A 20,117-nucleotide genomic window follows, 5' to 3' on the forward strand; every position below is an offset into this window, starting at 1 on the left:
AGGTTAAACCTGCCGAATGTCGGTGATGAGCTTTGTGAATTAAACGTGGAGGCTTTTATGCAATTATTACCAATAGTACCCCCTTCGAAAGAATTAACCAGAGATGAAGTTTCACGGTACAGCCGCCATCTGCTGATCCCCGATGTCGGCGTGGAAGGACAAAAACGCCTCAAGAACAGTAAAGTTTTAGTGATAGGTGCCGGTGGTTTGGGGTCACCCGTGCTGCTGTATCTCGCGGCAGCCGGAGTCGGAACGCTGGGAATCATCGACTTCGATATCGTCGACGAATCCAATCTGCAAAGGCAAATCATTCATGGGCAATCGGATATCGGCAGGCTCAAGTCCAGGAGTGCGAAAGACTCGATTAACGAGTTAAACCCCCATATTCACGTCCAGCTCCATAACGAGCGCCTTGAAGTGACGAATGCCGTAGAGATAATTTCAGGCTACGACCTGGTTGTAGATGGGACGGATAATTTTTCTACCCGGTATCTTGTCAACGATGCCTGCGTGCTTGCGAAAAAACCATATGTATGGGGATCCATCTTTCGATTCGAAGGACAGGCCTCCGTCTTCTGGGAGGATGCGCCGGATGGAGTGGGCTTGAACTATCGTGACCTGTACCCCGAGCCACCCCCATCGGAAATGGCGCCTTCATGCGCCGAAGGCGGCGTGCTAGGCATTCTCTGCGCCTCGATCGGCGCGATCATGGCAACAGAAGCCATTAAATTGATCATCGGTTTAGGCGAGACCCTGCTTGGAAGACTCGCTGTCTATGACGCCCTGGACATGACATACAGGTTTATTCCCTTACGGCGCGCACCTGTGAGAACTCCTATAACCGGATTAATGGATTACCAGGAATTTTGCGGACTGAAACCGGTAGCCACAGAAAACATGACTAACCCCTTCATAATCAGTCCGCTGGAACTCAAGAAAATGCAGGATAGCGGTAAGGATATGCGGCTCATCGATATTCGTGGAATCGAAGAATGGAATATTGTCCGCATAAAAGGCGCCAACCATATTCCCAAAAATAAAATCATGACCGAAGAGGTTTTATCTCAACTCAACAAAGAGGATTTCATCGTAGTGCATTGCAAAATGGGCGTCCGTTCGAAAGATGTTCTCGTGGAGATGAAAAAACAAGGCTTCACCAACGTCAAAAGCCTGGACGGTGGAATCCTGGCGTGGATCAGGGACGTCGATCAGTCATTGCCCAATTATTAGCTGAGTATTAGCTGAGCGACCGGCAAACGGGCTGACCGCTATTCTTGTCGCCATCGCTTACCAGGCTGATATTCAAACCAAAAATGAAACAAGTCGTTACCTGTTTTAGACCGGATTTCGGGCCAAGAATAGCAAAATCATAATGTTTCCATTCGCCGCTTGAATAAACAATGTCATGGAGGTTAAAAAAATTATGCTGACCATACACACCAAACTCGTTGAGGCAATGATTACTCAAGCACATAAAGATCATCCCATCGAAACCTGTGGAATCATCGCCGGTCCCCAGGGATGCAATCTTCCATTGCGCCTGATCCCGATGCGTAACGCGGCCCGGTCGGCGGTATTTTTCAAGTTCGACCCCAATCAGCAATTGCAGGTCTGGAGAGACATGGAGGCACGGGACGAAGAACCTATCGTTATCTATCACTCCCACACTGATACGCAGGCCTATCCAAGCCGAACCGACGTCAAGTTTGCGGCCGAACTTCGAGCCCATTACGTCATCATTCCAACAAATCCCATTTATGGGGACGAAATTCGCAGTTTCCGGATTTGTGATGGCATGGTGACCGAGGAGCGAGTCAGAATGCTGGATTCATATAAATCGGAATGGGAACTGGCAATGGTAGCTTAATCGACCTGACCTGCAACGCACTTTAATTTTAACGCTGAAAGGCAAAATCAGGTCCAGCCGCGTCACTTCCAATTGCGGTTTCTTCAAAATCATAAAATCAGAAAAAGGAAAAAGCATGCAGGTTACTGTACACATCCCAACCATATTAAGACCACTTACCGAGAATCAAAAACGTCTCACAATTACCGGCTTCAGCGTACTCGAAGTCATCGAGCACATGGAGGAGCGGTATCCCGGTATCAAAGAGAAGCTGATTACCGGAGGAAAGGCGCACCACTTCATCAACATATATGTGAACGACGACGACATTCGTTTTACCGACGGTCTTTCAACCAGCCTGAGCGATGGCGACTCGTTAACCATTTTGCCCGCGGTTGCCGGGGGTGCTGAACCGGCCTTACTCCACACATAAGGGATGAGTATGAATCGCCCATTAGCCAGCTGTGCAATAACTGGGCCGCTAAAAAGCGCTGCTCCGGATTATGCCGCGATAGTGTCCTCGCTTCTTTACCAGTCCGGTGCGCTGGGCATGAAAATCGATGCAACCGAAAATTGCTCAAACAATGCAGCACTTTCTTTTGAATTCAAGACTCCACATACCACACCCATAACATGTAATGTAACCAGATGGGGTGATAGCTCCAAACAAGCTTCTGTGACCGAAAATATCATGCAGGCAGCTTGCGGATTGATGTCGGTACATGGACGAGCCAGCGGTAAATCCCAACCGCTGGGATTGAATTACGTTTCGACGCTGACGGCCGCTTTGGCGCTTCAGGGCGGGGTTAGCGCCTCGATTGGCCAGCTGCGCGGCCTCTCTGTATCGAACAGTAACGTCTCGATGGCATCCGCAGCCCTGTTAAGCATGGGGCAGTATATCGCGGGCGCAACGACTTCAGAGTCTCACGAGAGTTCAGGGCCACGCCATGTCCCACATCCGGCTTGTTTACCTTTCATTTCACTGGATGGCGTCCTCTTTGAACTTGAAACACTTGACGCTGGCCCTTGGCAAAAATTCTGGTCCGAGATCGGAGTAAGTTCAGCAGTCGCCGGCAAAGGATGGACTGCTTTTTTGCTGCGGTATGCCAAAGCCATTTCCCCTCTGCCTGATGAGTTATTCAGCGCAATATCAAACATTACATATCACCGCATCTCCCAAATATGTGCCAGAACCGGTATGGCTATTTGTCCCGTGCGATCCATCAATGATAGAGCTCAGGACGAAGATAGCCGGCACGTGTGGCTTCAAGGCCCGTGGGAGTTTCTTTTCGAGACGCGCCTCAAGGATGGAAGGTCAAGTCCTTCCACGGATAATTTACCGTTAAGCGGGCTCACCGTCATCGAATCGTGCCGGCGGATCCAGGGCCCTCTTGCCGGGCACCTGCTAGCGCTGCTGGGCGCGGAAGTCATCCGGATAGAACCACCAGGCGGAGATCCTCTGCGAAGCATGCCGCCAATAGCAGGTGATTGTTCTGCACGATTCGATGCCCTTAACCGTTTTAAAACTATTCGAGAAGTCGATATCAAATCCCTGGCGGGACAAGCAGAAGTCAAGGAACTGGTGCAACGTGCCGACGTCTTTCTGCATAACTGGGCGCCTGGCAAAGCGGTACTGTTGAATCTCGACCATGAAGATCTGGCTGCAACCAATCCATCCCTGATTTATGCCTATGCCGGTGGTTGGGCGACAGACAGCACGGCACATTCTCCCTCGAGCCAAATGCCTGGCACAGACTTCATGGCTCAAGCCTACTCCGGGATTGCCAAAAAGATCGCGGAAACCTCAGGCACACATGGCGGGTCCTTATTTACGATACTCGATGTGCTTGGAGGCGTTGTTGCGGCACAAGGGATCACTATCGCGCTGCTCAATCGATGTATGAATAACATGAGCGCGAAAGTCACATCATCACTAATGAGTGCGGCGACGCTTTTGTGTGCAGATGACTTTCAGAGCCTATACGAGTTGCCAGGCTCCGGCTCAGCCTCAAAAAGCATTATTGATACGATCTATGCGACGAAGCAGGGAAAAATTGCGGTTGAATGTCGCGATTTAAAGACCGCGGTAAGATTAGCCGAAGCCCTGGGTGCCGCCATCGTTATTGAAGAAGACAATTTTCAGGATTGCTTGAGCGACTGGTTCCTTTCAAGAACGGCGGATGAGTGGGCAGGTATCCTTGAACATGCAGGCGTCCCCTCAGCCGTTGTCATTGAAGACCTTGCAGACCTGCAAACCATGGCACATCTGCAACCGACCCTGACCCCCGGGGCTTATACGAAAGTCAATTCCCCCTGGAGCTTCAAATGAACCATTCCGGGATCACGGATCTGGTTCCTGCCGAGGTTCGCAGCCTGTGGGCCCGGAATGGAACCTATCCCAATAAATCGTTGTACGAGTTGTTCCGCGAGCATGTGAGGCAGCATCCCGACACCCCGGCGGTGATGTCCCTCGACCACACCATCACATACGAAGGGTTATCGAACAAGGTGCTTCGCCTTGCTGCAAGTTTCAAGGCGCTGGGAATCGTTCCCGGAGATGTCGTTGCCTACCAGCTCCACAACACCTGGCATAGCTGTGCCATCGATCTCGCCGCTGCGGCGCTTGGTGCGATCGTAGCGCCCTTCCCGCTCGGTCGCGGTCGCCTCGATATCCAGTCTTTGCTGAGAAGGTGTGATGCACGTGTAATTATTATCGAAGGGCAATACGCCAAGATCGACCTGTGCGAACTTATCGAATCGCTGCGCCCAACCCTGCTGTCACTTCGTATTCTCATCGTTGACGGTAAAGCCACCCGGGAAGGCTGGCACACGCTGGATGATCTATTTCTAGCCGAGCCCATTGAAACCGGTAAGTTGCCGACAGTTTCCCCCGATTCGCCCGTTCGCTTCCTGATCTCATCCGGGACGGAATCCGAGCCAAAATGGATTGCTTATTCTCACAACGCGCTGGCTGGTGGACGGGGACGCTTTCTGCAACACATACATCCTGACGGCAGTTCTTTCAGAGGCCTTTACCTGATGCCGCTAGGCACGGCATTTGGTTCAACCGCGACATTCGGTATTTTATCCTGGCTTGGCGGATCCGTTGTCGTCATGCGGCAATTCGATGTCGCAGCTGCCGTTCAAACTATTGCGGAACTGAAGCCTACCTATATATTTGGGGTTCCGACAATGTTTCAGCGCATCGCCGCCGACCCGGCATTATCGAAAACCGATACTTCCAGCCTGATCGCCATCATCAGCGGTGGCGCGAAAATCGATTCCGCCTCGATTCGCCGCTGTACCGAGGCGTTTGGATGTGGTTTTATCAGCCTATACGGTTCAGCGGACGGCGTTAATTGCCACACCACGCTTGACGATGATCTGGAAACCGTTTTTTTTAAGGCGGGCCGGCCTCAGTCCGACGTTTGCTCCATTCGGATAGTGGATGACCAGAAACAGGAAGTTCCACAGGGTTGCGTGGGTGAAATCACGGCCAGAGGTCCGATAAGCCCAATGCAATATGTCAATGCGCCCGATCTGGACGCCCTATATCGAGACAAGGATGGATGGGTTTATACCGGAGACCTGGGACTTATTGACGATGATGGGTATCTGGTGCTGTCGGGGCGTAAAAAGGACATTATTATTCGTGGCGGCGTCAATATCAGTCCTGCACAAATCGAAAACATTGCTGTTTCCCATCCAGCTGTCGTGAGCGCCGCCTGTATACCGGTTGCCGATCCGGACTTGGGGCACCGCGTTTGCCTCTGCCTGGCATTGCGAGATGGAGCAGAACGTCCCTCGCTATCGCAATTCACTCGCTACTTGTGCAATCAGGGTCTGGAGACCGCCAAGCTTCCGGAATACTTGCGCTATTACCGGCAGTTACCGCTCAGCCCAGCGGGAAAGATCGATAAAAAACAGCTGACCGCGGAAATAGAATTTACCCAGCCTGTCGCTGAGCCCGGCGTTACTCATGGGGCCAACCAGTGTTGAGCACACATGAAAAATCGACGCATACAGGATCGGCTAAAGCGCTGTCGAGCAAGGTGAGAAAATTTGTCGATGAAATGATTATCCCGAACGAATCACGATTGGCTCAAGACGACGAGGGGTCAAACCGGCTGCACGCGGAACTGACTGAAAAAGCCAGGCGTGCCGGACTATGGGGTTTATTTTATCCACCCTCGCATGGTGGAAAAATAGCTTCACTTGAAGACTACCTGATCGTTGCTGAACAGGAGGGACGAACGGAATTCTCCCCGGCAATCTTCGGCAACCACTCCGCGCTTGATGCGCATATGCTCCTGAAATTCGGAACCGATGAAGTCTGCAAGCGCTTCCTCGAACCCATGGCCCTCGGGAAAGCCGCCCCCAGTTACGGCATGACGGAACCGGGGCATGGCGGGTCCTTTCCCGGTCTGATAACGACATACGCATATCTGTCGAACGGGAGCTGGACTATCAATGGCAGAAAATGGTTTGTCAGCAATACGGACCGGGCGACATTCATTACTGTGCTGGCACGTACTGGCGGGGAAGACATCGCGCTCGGCAAAGCGCTGTCGATGATTGTCGTCCCGACTGATTCGCCGGGATTCAGGATCGAGCGCAGGATCACCATGATGGGCCGCTCGCTGGATCAAGGCGAGATTTCTTTTAGCGACGTACAGGTCCCTGAGCATAATCTGCTAGGAACCTGCGGCAGCGGTATCGAATTAATGGGTCAGCGGCTGAGCGTCGGCAGATTGCTTCGTGCGATGAACTGGGTGGGACTGGCACAGCGGTGTTTCGATTTGATGGGAGCTCGAATCAATTCTGAGCGTGGCAGATCTGCTCGATTACCTGAGAAACAGTTGGTGCGCCAACACATTGTCAACGCGTATCAGGCTATTGCAAGTGCGCGTGAACTGATTCGGGTCGCCGCAAGAGGCGTCGACGCTCAGCGTTCAAATAATGTCGAGATCAGTGTCGCCAAAATAGCGGCATCACAAGCTTTGTGCATCGCCTCGGACTCGGCAGTACAGATTCACGGTGCTGAAGGCGTCAGTGATCTGACCCCACTTTCCGGTATTTATAGAATCGCACGCACCTCGCGTATTCTTGACGGTACAGACGAGTCGCTTATCAGTTCCGTGGGCCGCCGACTCATCAATTTATATAAAGAAAAGGGCGCATATCATTTTGCCTGATTCGATTTCTGCAAATCTGTCAAATTTCTCGAGCTACTTACTGTGCGGGTGCAGCATGCAGCGTGGGTGTCGTTACCCGCTTGTATCAGCGTATGGAGGTCGATATCCATTCGGCAGCACAAGGTGCGAACCATGCCGGTAACGACCAGCGACGCTCGGCATGCACGCATTGTCGGCGTTTGGCTTCGAGTAGTGCTGGTGTTCGCAATGACCTTGCCAATGCTGATTTTATATGCCATCAGCACGCTTGGACCCCTCCTTGGCCATGACTTGCACTTTGAGCCCGCATTACTGGGTTATCTGGTAATGAGCTCATTTGGTCTGGCAGCAATTTTGTCGCTTTGGGCCGGAATTTTCGTAGACCGTATGGGTTCACGCTATGCATTGATAGCGCTTTTCTTCACCATCGCATCCGCTTTTACGCTAATGGCATCGGCTGAAAATTTTTATGGCTTGGTCGCGGCCGCCGCTGTTTGCGGTATCGCTCAAGCCCTTGCAAATCCGGTTACGAATCTATTGATCGCGCAGCAGGTTCCGCCGGAAAAAAGAGCACAGGTCGTAGGGCTGAAGCAATCTGGCGTTCAGGTCGCGGCCCTTTTCGCCGGCCTGGTACTTCCCGGCATCGCAATTCAATATGGCTGGCGTGTCGCGCTAGGCATGATTGTACCCGCTGCAATATTGTTCGGGATAACGGCGCCTTTCGTCACCCCTAAAATACACGCAAGGACGGGTAAGAGCTTTATGTTTTTGCCGCCGAATTCGCTGTTGCTGCGGCTGATGGGCATTCAGTTCTGCGTTGGCATATCGCTCTCCGCCTTCGTCACATTCTTGCCCACTTTTGCTACCCAGCAAGGCATGCCGCTATCGCTGGCCGGCACCCTGATCGCCGTCTTCGGTGTAATGGGAATAATCTCGCGCGTGGTATTGACACCCATGGGCGCAAAACTTGAAGACGAGTCGCTACTTTTACTCGTACTGATCGCTATTGCGGCTTGCGCGGTGATGGCAACAATGCAAGCAGGGCCGGAAAACCTTTGGTGGCTGTGGGTTGGTGCAGCCGGCATGGGACTTACCGCAGTAGGCACTAACGCGATAGCGATGAGCATGCTGATCAGAGATCCAGCTTTTGGTCCCGTAAGTACCGCGTCCGGCCTCGTTTCAGCTGCTTTCTTCGGCGGCTTCGCGCTGGGTCCGCCGCTTTACGGTGCCTTGTCCAATTATTCCATTGGCTTTCCGCTTGGCTGGAGCATGCAGGTTAGCTCGCTTTTACTCGCATGCGCCATGTCCCTGGTGTTGGCATCCGCCCGTCGCCGCAAAGTACAGGAGCCCACTTGCTGATCCTTCATCAACCGGAATCCGGCAGTACCGATATGGCTTACATAAATTTCAACCCGGTTTCCTGAAGAAGCATTGTTGATGCGCATACCCGAAATGAAGCCGGATAATAACGATGTACATAGGCCTGATGAACAGTTATTGAGCCGTAAAGAATTGACAAGTGCGCTTGAGTTGATGATTCGCCGTATGGAGACCATTGACTCTCACGCTATGGGTGGCTTTCCCCTTTACTCACCGGGACCTACTGATCGGTGGGTTGTCTCCCCGGGCGGTTCCTGGGCCGGAGGATTCTGGGGAGCGTTGTGGTGGCTGCGCTCGCGGTTAACTGAATCAACGGCGGATCAGCGCAAGGCATCGGATATCTGTCAACGCTTATCCCCGAAAATCAGCGTCGATTCCGCTAATCGAAGCCTGATTTTTTGGTATGGCGCATCCCTGGGAGCGCTTTGGTTTCACGATGCCGAGGCACGCAGGCTTACAGGAGAGGCCATCGCCGCACTTGCGGCTTCTTATGATCCGGAAATAAATTGCATACCCCTTGGTACCGGTATGGGTGGCGGAAAAAAAGGAAATAAACTCGTTACGACGGATACCTTTGCTTCCTTAATGCAGCTTCTTGGCCACAGTGATCGTGGTGATCACGCACACATCTCGCAATGTCATGCGAATACGATATTGACGGCATGTCACACGGAAGATGGCGTATTTCATTCCGTCGCATATTTTGAACAAGGGCGTTTTCGTCTCTCTGATCGAGCGGGCATGTGGTCTCGTGGTCAGGCTTGGGCCATGTTGGGATTGAGCCGGGCGGCAGCGCGATGGGGAGAACCCTACTTGACTCATGCTCGATCGGCCTGTGAATATTGGAAGCGTTCACGTCCGGAACCTCTGCCTCCAAACCGGCTCGACAACACCTTGGGTCTTTCCGATCCCTCGTCTACCGTGATTGCGTCTCTGGCAATGCTGTCCCTGGCTGATCTTGTATCGGATGGAACTCCATGGCGTGTTCATGCCCATCAACGGCTGACTGCAATCGTTCGCAGTCGATATTTCACGGGCTTTGACGAAAACAGTGATCGTAAAATAATTTTAAACAGGATGGCTCCGGGAAAATTCTGGGGCTGCTGTTACAAAACCAATGAAGGAAAGGATGAGCTGGTCGAATCGGCCTGGGGCAGCTTTTTTCTCATGGCGGCACTTTGCGTGCTTATTGGCGCCATCGAACCACACCACTGCTAAAGGATATGAAATGGGATATGAAATGATGAAATGCATGCGCTTCCGCTTAATTAGCCCCATCACGCCTTGCTTATTGCTGATTCTGGCAATCTTTACTTCTTCCGGGGCAATCGCTCGGGAAACACAGCATGAATCTGTTCTGCTGCACGCGGCAAGAGTTTTCGATGGCTATAACATCAGAACCAACACATCGGTATTAGTGATAAATGGGCGAGTTGCACGAATTGATACGCGCGAATCACTCGAGTCCAGTAATGTGAAGGTCATCGATCTGGGCGATTCAACGATACTACCCGGCTTTATCGAACTGCACGCACATCTTTCATTTCAAAATATTCCTGCGGATACCGTCCTGAAGCATGGCGTTACGACGATCCGGGACGTCGGCGGGCCCATACATAAGCCCTATGGCGGAGATGGAGCTTTACGTGTACTCACCTCCGGACCAATTATTACCGCACCGAATGGTTATCCTATCCCGATGTTGGGAGATACCAATGTCGCAACATCGGTCTCAACGGAAGAAGAAGCACGCTCAACCGTCCGCGATCTTATCAGGGGGGGCGCTGTCGTGATCAAAGTCGCGCTGGAACCCGGCGGTGAAGCGGGTGCCCCGTGGTCCTCCAGTCATGGCCATGATTCAAATCATGGCCATCATGATCCAGCAGCTGCCGAACACGTGGATGCCCGGCATCCACATCCACATGCCCATGATTCTTCCCACGCGCAACATACATGGCCACTGCTATCCGAGACTATCGTAAGAGCGATTGTGGATGAAGCGCATAAAAATAATCGTCAAGTGACAGCACATATTGCTGAGGTAAAAGGCGCACAAATTGCAATCGATGCAGGTATCGATGAGTGGGCTCACATGCCATGTAACGTTATTCCTGAATCGTTGTTAAAACAGGCAGTGGCACAGAATGTAAAAATAGTCGGTACGCTGGACACGCTATCAAAATGTTCCGGGATTGCAGCTAATGCCCGCAGCTGGGCGGCGCTTGGAGGAGAACTTTTATACGGCGCCGAGGTTGCGCATCCGGATATCCCGAGGGGTATCGATGCGCAAGAGCTTATGTACATGATGCAAATGGCAAAACTGGACGTAATGGACGTGTTGCGTGCAGCGACTTCGAAAGCAGGCCGGCACCTGAGTTTGCCGCTACTGGGTACACTGCAAAAGGATGCGCCTGCGGATATTATCGCAGTTCGGGGAGATCCTGCTCATAACCTTAAAATTTTGGAATATCCCGACCTCGTGATGTCCGGAGGTGAAATTGTAGTAAATAATTTCAAGAACCCGCATGTTTCCCCATAACCGTCATCAATTTTTTCTGATGTTCGATTCCGGATCGCCCTCAAGCTTAAGCGGTCCCTCGCCGGAAAAACGGTCCAGATAAAGATAGATTACCGGTGTAATGAAAAGCGTAATGACTTGTGAAAACAGCAAACCACCCACCACGGCAAGTCCTAGAGGCTGACGCAGCTCCGCACCCGCGCCCAAGCCGAGTGCGATAGGAAGTGCGCCCATCAGTGCTGCCAGCGTAGTCATCATTATGGGCCGGAAGCGCAACAGACATGCGGTCCGGATCGCCTCATAGGGCTTGAGGCCATCGTTGCGCTGGGCGTCGAGCGCAAAGTCGATCATCATGATCGCGTTCTTCTTGACGATGCCGATCAGCATCAGGATACCTATCATGGCGATAATCGACAGCTCCAGATTGAACAGCCACAACATCCCCAGCGCACCGACGGCAGCGGAAGGCAGCCCGGACAGAATCGTGAGCGGGTGGATATAGCTCTCATATAGCACGCCAAGCAATACGTAGATTACCAGCAGCGCAGCAACAATCAGGACCACTTGACTCGCTTGCGAAGACTGGAACGCCGCAGCGTCTCCCGCATAACTGGTGAGAATGCTGGCTGGCAGATTCAGCTCGCGCTTGAACTGGTCGAGATGGGCGGAGGCATCGCCCAATGCCGCTCCGGGAGCCAGATTAAATGATATTGTCACCGCTTCGAGCTGACCCGCATGATTGATTGCAATTGGCCCTACTTCGCGCTCCACTGTTGCAACGCTCGATAACGGCACCAGCATGTCGTTCTTGGCGCGCAGATAGATTTTGCCGAAAGCGCTCTCGTCGAACTGATGCTCAGCGGCAACTTGCAAGATAACCTGATAGCTATCGCTGGAGGTATAGATTGTCGAGACCTGGCGCTCGCCGAAGGCGCTATAGAGTGCGGAACGAATATCGGCCATTTGCACACCCAACAGATTGATCTTGTCGCGATTGATGTTGAGCCGCGCCTCCAGGCCCTTCAATTGCGCGTCGCTGGTGACATCCCGAAAGATGGCATCGTCACGCATGCGTGCGATAAGATTATCGGCTGTGGCGCGCAGCTCTTCGGCGCGTACGCTGCGCATGACGTACTGATAGCGACTTTTGCTGGTACGGCCGCCAAGCCTGAGATTCTGAATGGGGTTTATAAAGACGCTTACACCCGGGATCGCGCGCACATCCCGGCGCAGCTCTTCCATTACCTTCTCAATAGACTGGCGTTCGCTACGCGGCTTGAGGGTCATGAACAGGCGTGCGCTATTGCTTTCGCTGGCGTAAACAATCACGGTGTCGACTGCAGGATTGGCACGAATCACATCATCCGTACGTTGCAACAACTCGGTCATGGCGGGGAAGGAAATATCCTCGACAGCATCCACTGTGATCAGCGCCTGACCAATATCCTCATTAGGAAAAAAACCCTTGGGCAAGACCATGAATAACACGCCCGTGGCAAAGAAGGTACCAAATGCAATGCCCAGCACTGTGCGCCGGTGAATCAGCGCCATATCGAGCAGGCGCTCATAGGTCGCCATAACTTTATTGAATCCACGATCGAACCATTCAGTCCATCTCAGGCTGAAGCCTTCGGCCTCATGCCGGGCAAGGTAGCGGCTGGTCATCACCGGCACCAATGTAAGCGATACGACAGCCGACATCAGAACAGCGATGCCTACGACAGCGGCAAACTCATGAAAAAGCAGACCAATCACGCCGGGCATGAAGAAAATAGGGATAAAGACGGCGACCAGCGACAGTGAAATGGAAATGATGGTAAAGCTGACTTCCTTTGAACCCTTCAGCGCAGCCTGCAAAGGCGGCATTCCCTTCTCGATATGGCGTACGATATTCTCGAGCATCACGATGGCATCGTCCACCACCAACCCGACCGCAAGGGTGATTGCCAACAGGGAAATGTTGTCCAGGCTGTAATCGAGCACACGCATCATCGCTACGGTTCCCAGCAGGGAGATCGGGAGTGACAGCGCCGGGATCAAGGTGGCGGAAGCCTTGCGCAGGAACAGAAAAATTACCAGCAAAACCAGGAAAATAGTGATTGCCAGCGTGACCTGAACATCATGTATGGAGTCGCGAATAGAAACTGAACGATCGTTGGTCAGCTTAAGCTGAACAGATGACGGCATCTGGGCAATTAATGCCGGTATTGCTGCCTTGACGGCATCGACTGTCGCCACGGTATTGGCACCCGGCTGGCGCTGCACCGAAAGTGTAATCGCCTGCTCTCCATTAACCCAGCTCGCAGTCTTGAGTGATTGCACGCTGTCTTCAACCAGTGCCACCTCGGAAAGTCTTACGGGATTTCCACTGGGTGACGTCGCCACAATCAGTTTCGCAAACGCAGCGGCATTGCTGAGCTGGCGATTGGCCTGGATGGTAAGCGCCTGACGCGGTCCTTCCAGCGTGCCAATCGGAGAGTTGGCGTTGGCGGTTTGCAGTGCGACAGCAATATCATCGAGAGTCAGATCGCGCACCGCAAGCGCTTCGGGATTCGCGAGCACGCGCACAGCATATTTTTTCTGGCCATTGATTTGTACCTGCGCGACACCAGGTAATGTGGACAGCGTTGGAGAAATAAGATCTTCGGCAAAGCTGTTCAACTCCGGCAGCGACATGGAGGGCGATGTCAAGGCCAGAAAAATAATCGGGGAATCGGCGGGATTGATCTTGCGGTAGGACGGCGGCGTGGTCATTTCCACCGGCAGGGATCGCTGCGCCCGCAATAATGCTGCCTGTACGTCGATGGAGGCACTATCGATATCGCGGTCCTGATCGAATTCCAGAGTGATTGCAGTATTGCTCAGCGTACTTGTCGAACTGATTACCGAAAGGCCCGAGATAGCAGAAAACTGCCGCTCAAGCGGGGCCGCCACCGAAGAAGCCATTGTCTCCGGACTTGCACCCGGCAGCACCGCGCTCACGGAAATGGTTGGCGAGTCGTAACTTGGCAGTGCGGCGATGGATAAGCCGCCATATGCAATAATGCCGGCCACAACAGCGGATGCTGACAGCAGCACCGTCATTATCGGGCGGCGGATACATAATTCGGAAAGATTCATTGCTTACTAATGCGACCGCATTACCGGCCGGTTGGACACACTCGGGTACGCTGGTTCGCTCATCTGGTCTGCCTGCCTGTTTGCTCCATGCTCAGGCCCATCCTAGGCCCATTGACCTTGGTTTCGGTCACAATGCTGCCCGGCCTGAGGTTCTGCGCACCTTCCACGACAATTTGCATCCCTGGGGTTATGGCGTCTCCTTCTATTACTGCAAGCCCATCCTGGACCAGATTTACATTGACCGGCACAGAACTTACTTCATTATTGCCACCGACTACGTAGAGAAATCTTCCCTGGGGACCGTTCTGTACCGCCTGCACCGGAACCGTGAACGCATGCATCAGCGTGCGCGGGGAGAGCGCCACCGTGACGAACATGCCGGGCCATAGATGTTTGTCCGCATTGGGAAACTCTGCTTTGAGACCAATTGTGCCGCTGGCCGTATCTACCGCATTATCGACAAAAGTAAGCCGCCCTGTTCTCGCCTCTTTCCCCACAGCGTTGAGCTGCACAATCACAGGTACTTCGCCTTTTGCGCGCGCCTGTTGCAGAGGCACGAACTCGCGCTCGGGCAAAGTGAAATTGACATTGATCGGATCGATCTGCGTGATGCTCACTAACGCATCGGTCGGTTGCACCAAACTTCCCTGGTACACAGAGATAGCTCCGGTTCGTCCGGCGATGGGTGCAGTGATCACGCTGAAACCACGCGCAATGCGATTAGCCTGCACGGTGGCCTGATCAACCGCAAGCTGGCCGCGCATCGCATCAGCCTGGTTCTCCGCTACGTCAAGCGCAGCCTGCGAAATGAAGTTTTGCCGATACAACTCACGCTGGCGTTCAAGGTTGCGCTCGGCATTTCTCAGGTCAGCCCTGGATTTTGCAAGTTGTCCTTCAGTCTTGCTGAGATTAGCGTCCTCGGTGCGTGCATCAAGTGAAAATAGCGTCTCACCCTTTTGCACGAATTGCCCTTCCTTGATATGCACTTCCTTAATGACCGCACTAAGCTGAGGCCGAACCACAACCGTCTGCTGCGCCGATACAGTGCCGTTTGCCGTGAGTCTCACCGGCACGTCGCTTTGCGCAACCACGGCGGTCACTACCGTAGTCACCTCAGCCGGCTTGCTCTTGGCTTCAGTCGCAGCGCCGTGGTTACGCCAGACCCAGGAACTGGCAATCAACGTGGCCAGCACAAGGCCAAACATCATCCATTTCCGGCGGGACCTGGCGCGTCTTTCAGGTTTTGTTCGAGAAATAACTTCCATGGCGATGTCTCACTTACCTGCGATTGAATCAGCAGCAAAAAGCGAAGCAGTATGCCATAGTGCCATTATTGTTTCCCTGCACCAATCATGCGCTCTGCTACATTCCATCAATCCACGATCCTCCCCCCGGCCAGGCGTATCCGCCAGGCACAGCGGCTTGAAATGGCTTCGTCATGAGTCACTAGAACCAAAGTGGTGCCGCGCTCGCGGTTCAGCTCAAACATGAGTTCGATGATTTGTGCCCCTGTAGTGGAATCGAGGTTGCCGGTCGGCTCATCAGCCAGCAGTAATTGCGGTTGTGTCACGAATGCGCGTGCAATGGCGACACGCTGTTGCTCACCGCCGGAGAGTTGCCTGGGATAGTGCGTAAGGCGCTTTCCGAGGCCGACTCGTTCAAGTAGTTTCAGCGCGGCGGCCTCTGCATTACCTGTACCGATCAGCTCCAGTGGCAGCATCACGTTTTCAACTGCTGTCAATGCAGGCAGTAACTGAAATGACTGGAATACAAACCCTAGCATGCGCCCACGCAGCGCCGCCCGCGCATCTTCATCCAATAAGAAAATATCTTCTCCGTAAAGATGAACCTTACCGCTGGAAGGCGTATCTAATCCTGCGAGCAGCCCCAGCAGTGTCGACTTACCCGAGCCTGACGCTCCCACCACAGCAACCGAGTCGCCTGCATTTATCTCCAGATGGATATTCTCCAAAATGGTAAGCTGTTCACTGCCCGTACTTACTTGCTTGGTCAACCCGATTGCCTGCACAATAGGCCGCACAATAAAATTATCTGTCATGAAAAATTTCCTGATTATTCTGTATATCCTGTCAAGTATCGGAGTTGCTGGCTCAGGCGCGGCAGCGCCGCCGGAGTCCGCCGCCACAGCCGGAACCACTACTATTATGGTATTTGGGGACAGTTTGTCCGCTGGCTATGGCCTGCCGCACAATGCGGGATGGGTCAGCCTGCTGAAGAGGCGGCTGCAAACAAAATCCCACGCATCGCTGATCAACAATAGCATCAGTGGCGAAACGGCGGCGGGAGGGCGAAACCGGATCGAGCAAGCGATCAAGACCCATCGACCCGACATCGTAGTTATCGAACTCGGTGGTAACGATGGGTTGCGAGGAGCGCCCATCGAATCCATCCGTAATGATCTCGAAGCTATCATCGAAGCCTGCCTGCGAAATAAAACCGCAGTACTGCTGGCCGGGATGCAACTGCCGCCTAATTATGGCATAGCATATACTCAAAAGTTTCAGGATATATACCCGCAACTGGCGAAACGCCATGGACTTAAACTGGTGCCTTTCCTGCTGGATGGATTTGGCGACAAACGGGAATTTTTTCAGGCAGACGGGATACATCCAAGTGCCCAGGCGCAAGAAAAAATCGTGGATAATGTGTGGAAAATTTTAAGGACGATGATCAAATCCCCCGAAGCCGTTGCTTATGAAGAACCTGAAATTTCACGCTGATCAGCTACGCGGGCGCCAGCGATTATACTTTCAATAATCCAAATCCGCACCATGCTATTCGGCATCGCAACGGTTTTTGACTAATTTTAATGTCGTCTTTTCCTCTCCCCGGCTCGTAATGAATAATGGAAACTATCAGCATATTTTACTCGCAGTAGATTTTTCGGAGCATGGAAACCATGTCGCGCGAAAAGCAGCACATTTAGCAGAACTATTCCGCGCCAAGTTCAGCATGATTCATGTGCTGGATAACATACCCATGCCCGATACAGCCTATGGAACCACAATTGCCCTGGATGAATATTCAACAAACGAATTGCTGGAGGCGGAAAAATTCAAGCTGAAGCAGATCGGTGACGGACTGAACGTGGATCCAACCCGTCGATGGATGGTTTGGGGTGTGCCCGGACAGGAAATTGTACGGATGGCCGAGCGGGAACATATCGACTTAATAGTCGTGGGCTCGCATGGTCGTCATGGCCTTGCCTTATTGCTGGGATCAACAGCAAGCAATGTGCTGCATCATGCCGGATGCGACGTCCTGGCAATGCGTTTACACGATGAAGCTGCGCACGAACGTCCTTCAGAGGAAGTGGCGTTTAACCCCCAAGGCTAGCTCTTCAACGCCTTTCCAAAGGAAAGCATCTGAAACTGTCGCCCGCCGCCTATCCTGGTGTTACCAGAATCTCCACCAGGGTTCACCGCTTTCTCCAGTAGAATCCGCGAAGAACCGGCTATCGGGGAAATTTTTTTTCATCACACGATGCGCATCGTCACGCAAATCGGTCATGCCCAGCGCATCGTACGCTTTCATCATGATGAATAACGCTTCTTCCGTCGCCGGCGTCTGCGGATATTCCTTCAGCGCATATTGAGCACGATTGGCAGCGGCAACATAGCCGCCCCGCTTCATGTAATAACGTGCCACCTGAACTTCATTTAAAGCCACCACGTTAACCAGATGCTTCATTCGCTGTACCGCATCGGGTGTGTATTTGCTTTTGGGATAACGGGAAACCAGTTCCTTGAAATTTTCAAACGATTCGCGCGACGCTTTCGGATCACGCTCGCTCATATCCTGATTGAGAATTTTTTCCGACACGATGCCCATCAATCCGAGATCGTCATTGAAATTCGACAGTCCCTTGAGATAATACGCATAATCGACATTGGTATGATTGGGATGAAGCTTGATAAAACGGTCGGCAGCCGCAATAGCCGTGGCCTGTTCGCCGTCTTTATAATAGGCATACGCGACTTCAAGCTGCGCCTGCTGCGCAAAGCGGCCATAGGGATAACGTGCCTCAAGCGCCTCGAATAGTTTGATCGCGCCTCCATAATTCCCTTCGTTCAATTCCGACTTTGCTTCAGAGTAGTACTTGCTTGCGGACCAATTCTTAGAGTCCTTCACGTCTTTGGACAACAGACCGCATGCTGATAGCAGCAACATCAGAAATAAAGCTACACTACGTGACATGATGAGTTATTTGGAAACCAAAGATGGATTTGCCCATTATAGCGCAAAGCCCATACGGTCTGAATCGACTGAAACCACGATCGAGCTGATAATCCCCCTGCATTTTGCCGGAGCGCGGCTTGACCAGGTTCTGGCACAATTGCTGCCTGATTGGTCTCGCAGCCGTCTGCAGACGTGGATACGGGAAAAACGTATCAGCGTTGATGGTAGAGATGCTATTCCGAGGCAAAAAGTATGGAGTGGAGAAAAGATCGAGGTCAAGCCGACGCAATGCTCCATCGAAACCAGCCACGCGGCCGAAGCTATCTTGCTGGATATCGCCTACGAGGATGACGAGCTGATTGTCATCAACAAGCCTGCCGGGCTGGTAGTTCACCCCGGCAGCGGCAATTGGCGCGGAACCATGCTGAACGCGCTGTTGCATCACGCCGCGCAATTGGCCGCAATACCCCGCGCCGGCATTGTTCACCGGTTGGATAAGGATACCAGCGGCCTGCTGGTAGTGGCAAAAACCCTTGAAGCCCAGACCAGCCTGGTGCGGCAACTGCAAAAGCATACCGTAACGCGCGATTACCAGGCGCTGGTGCTGGGCCAGGTGTCGGTGGGTGGATCGGTCGATGCCCCGGTAGGCCGGCATCCGGTACAGCGGACGAAAATGGCTGTGATTGCGAGCGGTAAAGAAGCGCGCACCCATTACCGCATACAGGAAAAATTCGATGAAAGCACTTTGCTCCGGTGCAGCCTGGAAACCGGACGCACCCACCAGATTCGCGTGCATATGCATTCAATCGGTCATCCACTTCTGGGAGATCCCGTGTATGGGGGCAAGCCTAAGAAGAGCATTCTCGAGGCCATGCGGTTGATTGGTTTCTCAAGGCAGGCGCTGCATGCACAAAAACTGGAGCTCACCCATCCACAAAGTGGCATAAGGATGGGTTGGGAAGCGCCATTGCCCGAGGACATGAGCAACCTCCTGCTGATGCTGCGACAACATCAATGAAAACATTCGATACAATTCATGAGCAGCATGAACGATTGGATCATCCCTGACTGGCCCACGCCGAGCAATGTCAAATCACTGTTCACCACGCGTAATGGCGGGGGCAGCAGTGCACCTTATGCCAGCCTCAACCTGGGCGATCATGTTGGCGATGAGCCATTAATCGTTAAACAAAACCGCGCCCTGCTACGCCGGTTTTTGCCTGGCGAACCTGAATGGCTGCAACAGGTACACGGCACAAAATCCGTAAACCTTGATGAACATGATTTCGCATCCCCATGTGAAGGCGATGCGGCTTTCAGCCGGTGCCCGGGAGTTATCTGCACGGTGCTGGTAGCAGATTGTCTGCCGATACTATTGTGCGACCGCGCGGGCGCCGTGGTGGCCGTGATTCATGCCGGGTGGCGCGGAATGGCTGCGGGAATTATCGAACGCACGGTATCGGCGATAGGTAAGTTGAACCCCCCCCTCATGGCCTGGCTCGGCCCGGCAATCGGACCCGATCATTTTGAGGTCGGTGAAGAGGTACGCAAGGCCTTTATTGAACACGATGAGACATCCGCTCTCGCCTTCATCTCCCGCAGCCCGCGTAATAATGGCAAATGGTTAGCCGATCTCTTTCTGCTGGCGCGACAGCGATTAACGAACGCCGGCGTGGCGGAAATTTACGGTGGGGGAGAATGCACCTTTAGCGACCCGGCGAAATTTTTTTCTTATCGCCGCGATGGCAAGACCGGCCGCATGGCGGGACTGATCTGGCTGGAGCAGTAAGTCAGCGTTGGCAGGGCACGGGAACGTAGCTGAAGAAGATTATGAACGTGCCATCCCAGGTCCGTTGCAGTGTGATCGCGCTATCGTCTG

Annotated in this window: 17 protein-coding genes; 13 read left to right on the forward strand and 4 right to left on the reverse strand. The window is 53.0% G+C overall.

The genetic code is table 11. From position 1 onward, the window contains the following. Positions 1-57: 57 nt before the first annotated feature. From moeB to BUA28_RS00815, 9 genes are all read left to right on the forward strand, one after another. On the forward strand, positions 58-1,230 hold the full coding sequence (gene moeB, locus BUA28_RS00775) for a molybdopterin-synthase adenylyltransferase MoeB (RefSeq protein WP_072766245.1): 1,173 nt from the start codon (positions 58-60) through the stop codon (positions 1,228-1,230). Between the two features lie 193 nt (positions 1,231-1,423). Further along, positions 1,424-1,867 (forward strand): M67 family metallopeptidase, encoded by a 444-nt coding sequence (locus BUA28_RS00780; RefSeq protein WP_072766646.1) that lies wholly within the window; start codon positions 1,424-1,426, stop codon positions 1,865-1,867. A 115-nt stretch (positions 1,868-1,982) separates the two neighbouring features. Continuing rightward, positions 1,983-2,279 (forward strand): MoaD/ThiS family protein, encoded by a 297-nt coding sequence (locus BUA28_RS00785; RefSeq protein ID WP_072766246.1) that lies wholly within the window; start codon positions 1,983-1,985, stop codon positions 2,277-2,279. A gap of 9 nt (positions 2,280-2,288) precedes the next feature. Continuing rightward, a complete protein-coding gene (locus tag BUA28_RS00790; RefSeq protein ID WP_218587208.1) occupies positions 2,289-4,175 on the forward strand; it encodes a CoA transferase in 1,887 nt (628 codons plus the stop codon). Beyond that, positions 4,172-5,845 carry a class I adenylate-forming enzyme family protein gene (locus BUA28_RS00795; RefSeq protein ID WP_072766248.1) on the forward strand — a complete coding sequence of 558 codons (1,674 nt, stop codon included), beginning with the start codon at positions 4,172-4,174 and terminating at the stop codon, positions 5,843-5,845. Before BUA28_RS00790 ends, BUA28_RS00795 begins: the two co-directional genes overlap by 4 nt. Next, the gene (locus BUA28_RS00800; RefSeq protein ID WP_072766249.1) at positions 5,839-7,041 is read left to right on the forward strand and encodes an acyl-CoA dehydrogenase family protein; all 1,203 of its coding nucleotides are present in this window, start codon (positions 5,839-5,841) and stop codon (positions 7,039-7,041) included. The genes BUA28_RS00795 and BUA28_RS00800 overlap by 7 nt, the downstream gene beginning before the upstream one ends. A gap of 132 nt (positions 7,042-7,173) precedes the next feature. Further along, complete coding sequence (locus BUA28_RS00805; RefSeq protein WP_072766250.1) at positions 7,174-8,379, forward strand: MFS transporter; 1,206 nt, start codon at positions 7,174-7,176, stop codon at positions 8,377-8,379. A gap of 78 nt (positions 8,380-8,457) precedes the next feature. Then, positions 8,458-9,618 (forward strand): glucuronyl hydrolase, encoded by a 1,161-nt coding sequence (locus BUA28_RS00810; protein WP_256598187.1) that lies wholly within the window; start codon positions 8,458-8,460, stop codon positions 9,616-9,618. A 34-nt stretch (positions 9,619-9,652) separates the two neighbouring features. Further along, positions 9,653-10,939 carry an amidohydrolase family protein gene (locus BUA28_RS00815; RefSeq protein WP_072766648.1) on the forward strand — a complete coding sequence of 429 codons (1,287 nt, stop codon included), beginning with the start codon at positions 9,653-9,655 and terminating at the stop codon, positions 10,937-10,939. Positions 10,940-10,945: 6 nt separating this feature from the next. Here BUA28_RS00815 and BUA28_RS00820 read toward each other — a convergent pair whose 3' ends face one another. The 3 genes from BUA28_RS00820 to BUA28_RS00830 form a co-directional block, all read right to left on the reverse strand. Further along, on the reverse strand, positions 10,946-14,038 hold the full coding sequence (locus BUA28_RS00820) for an efflux RND transporter permease subunit (RefSeq protein WP_072766251.1): 3,093 nt from the start codon (positions 14,036-14,038) through the stop codon (positions 10,946-10,948). Between the two features lie 59 nt (positions 14,039-14,097). Then, positions 14,098-15,303 carry an efflux RND transporter periplasmic adaptor subunit gene (locus BUA28_RS00825; protein WP_072766252.1) on the reverse strand — a complete coding sequence of 402 codons (1,206 nt, stop codon included), beginning with the start codon at positions 15,301-15,303 and terminating at the stop codon, positions 14,098-14,100. A 107-nt stretch (positions 15,304-15,410) separates the two neighbouring features. Next, the gene (locus tag BUA28_RS00830) at positions 15,411-16,097 is read right to left on the reverse strand and encodes an ABC transporter ATP-binding protein (protein ID WP_072766253.1); all 687 of its coding nucleotides are present in this window, start codon (positions 16,095-16,097) and stop codon (positions 15,411-15,413) included. Between BUA28_RS00830 and BUA28_RS00835 the strand changes: the two genes are divergently transcribed. Together BUA28_RS00835 and BUA28_RS00840 are read left to right on the forward strand one after the other, a co-directional pair. After that, positions 16,096-16,779, forward strand: coding sequence for an arylesterase (locus BUA28_RS00835; protein ID WP_072766254.1), 684 nt, complete (start codon positions 16,096-16,098; stop codon positions 16,777-16,779). The genes BUA28_RS00830 and BUA28_RS00835 overlap by 2 nt on opposite strands. A gap of 118 nt (positions 16,780-16,897) precedes the next feature. Further along, positions 16,898-17,395: a universal stress protein gene (locus BUA28_RS00840; protein ID WP_072766255.1), complete on the forward strand. Its 498-nt coding sequence runs from the start codon at positions 16,898-16,900 to the stop codon at positions 17,393-17,395. A gap of 60 nt (positions 17,396-17,455) precedes the next feature. Here the strand turns inward: BUA28_RS00840 and BUA28_RS00845 are convergent, their stop codons facing one another. Next, complete coding sequence (locus BUA28_RS00845) at positions 17,456-18,256, reverse strand: outer membrane protein assembly factor BamD (protein WP_072766256.1); 801 nt, start codon at positions 18,254-18,256, stop codon at positions 17,456-17,458. On the opposite strand from BUA28_RS00845, the gene rluD reads away from it, so the two are divergent. Both rluD and pgeF read left to right on the forward strand, forming a co-directional pair. Further along, positions 18,255-19,256, forward strand: a complete 1,002-nt coding sequence (gene rluD / locus BUA28_RS00850; RefSeq protein WP_072766257.1) for a 23S rRNA pseudouridine(1911/1915/1917) synthase RluD — start codon at positions 18,255-18,257, stop codon at positions 19,254-19,256. The two genes, BUA28_RS00845 and rluD, sit on opposite strands and share 2 nt — an antisense overlap. 27 nt (positions 19,257-19,283) lie before the next feature. Continuing rightward, positions 19,284-20,027: a peptidoglycan editing factor PgeF gene (pgeF, locus tag BUA28_RS00855; RefSeq protein ID WP_072766649.1), complete on the forward strand. Its 744-nt coding sequence runs from the start codon at positions 19,284-19,286 to the stop codon at positions 20,025-20,027. Positions 20,028-20,117: the final 90 nt, after the last annotated feature.

Origin of the sequence: Nitrosospira sp. Nsp11, assembly GCF_900142705.1 — a bacterium.
In the GTDB taxonomy this organism is placed as follows: domain Bacteria; phylum Pseudomonadota; class Gammaproteobacteria; order Burkholderiales; family Nitrosomonadaceae; genus Nitrosospira.

Excerpts from the sequence above, each read along its gene's own strand:
- moeB (WP_072766245.1), top strand. The coding sequence starts at position 58 with ATGCAATTATTACCAATAGTACCCCCTTCGAAAGAATTAACCAGAGAT.
- BUA28_RS00780 (WP_072766646.1), top strand. The coding sequence starts at position 1,424 with ATGCTGACCATACACACCAAACTCGTTGAGGCAATGATTACTCAAGCA.
- BUA28_RS00785 (WP_072766246.1), top strand. The coding sequence starts at position 1,983 with ATGCAGGTTACTGTACACATCCCAACCATATTAAGACCACTTACCGAG.
- BUA28_RS00790 (WP_218587208.1), top strand. The coding sequence starts at position 2,289 with ATGAATCGCCCATTAGCCAGCTGTGCAATAACTGGGCCGCTAAAAAGC.
- BUA28_RS00795 (WP_072766248.1), top strand. The coding sequence starts at position 4,172 with ATGAACCATTCCGGGATCACGGATCTGGTTCCTGCCGAGGTTCGCAGC.
- BUA28_RS00805 (WP_072766250.1), top strand. The coding sequence starts at position 7,174 with ATGCCGGTAACGACCAGCGACGCTCGGCATGCACGCATTGTCGGCGTT.
- BUA28_RS00810 (WP_256598187.1), top strand. The coding sequence starts at position 8,458 with ATGCGCATACCCGAAATGAAGCCGGATAATAACGATGTACATAGGCCT.
- BUA28_RS00815 (WP_072766648.1), top strand. The coding sequence starts at position 9,653 with ATGCGCTTCCGCTTAATTAGCCCCATCACGCCTTGCTTATTGCTGATT.
- BUA28_RS00820 (WP_072766251.1), bottom strand. The coding sequence starts at position 14,038 with ATGAATCTTTCCGAATTATGTATCCGCCGCCCGATAATGACGGTGCTG.
- BUA28_RS00825 (WP_072766252.1), bottom strand. The coding sequence starts at position 15,303 with ATGGAAGTTATTTCTCGAACAAAACCTGAAAGACGCGCCAGGTCCCGC.
- BUA28_RS00835 (WP_072766254.1), top strand. The coding sequence starts at position 16,096 with ATGAAAAATTTCCTGATTATTCTGTATATCCTGTCAAGTATCGGAGTT.
- BUA28_RS00830 (WP_072766253.1), bottom strand. The coding sequence starts at position 16,097 with ATGACAGATAATTTTATTGTGCGGCCTATTGTGCAGGCAATCGGGTTG.
- BUA28_RS00840 (WP_072766255.1), top strand. The coding sequence starts at position 16,898 with ATGAATAATGGAAACTATCAGCATATTTTACTCGCAGTAGATTTTTCG.
- rluD (WP_072766257.1), top strand. The coding sequence starts at position 18,255 with ATGATGAGTTATTTGGAAACCAAAGATGGATTTGCCCATTATAGCGCA.
- BUA28_RS00845 (WP_072766256.1), bottom strand. The coding sequence starts at position 18,256 with ATGTCACGTAGTGTAGCTTTATTTCTGATGTTGCTGCTATCAGCATGC.
- pgeF (WP_072766649.1), top strand. The coding sequence starts at position 19,284 with ATGAACGATTGGATCATCCCTGACTGGCCCACGCCGAGCAATGTCAAA.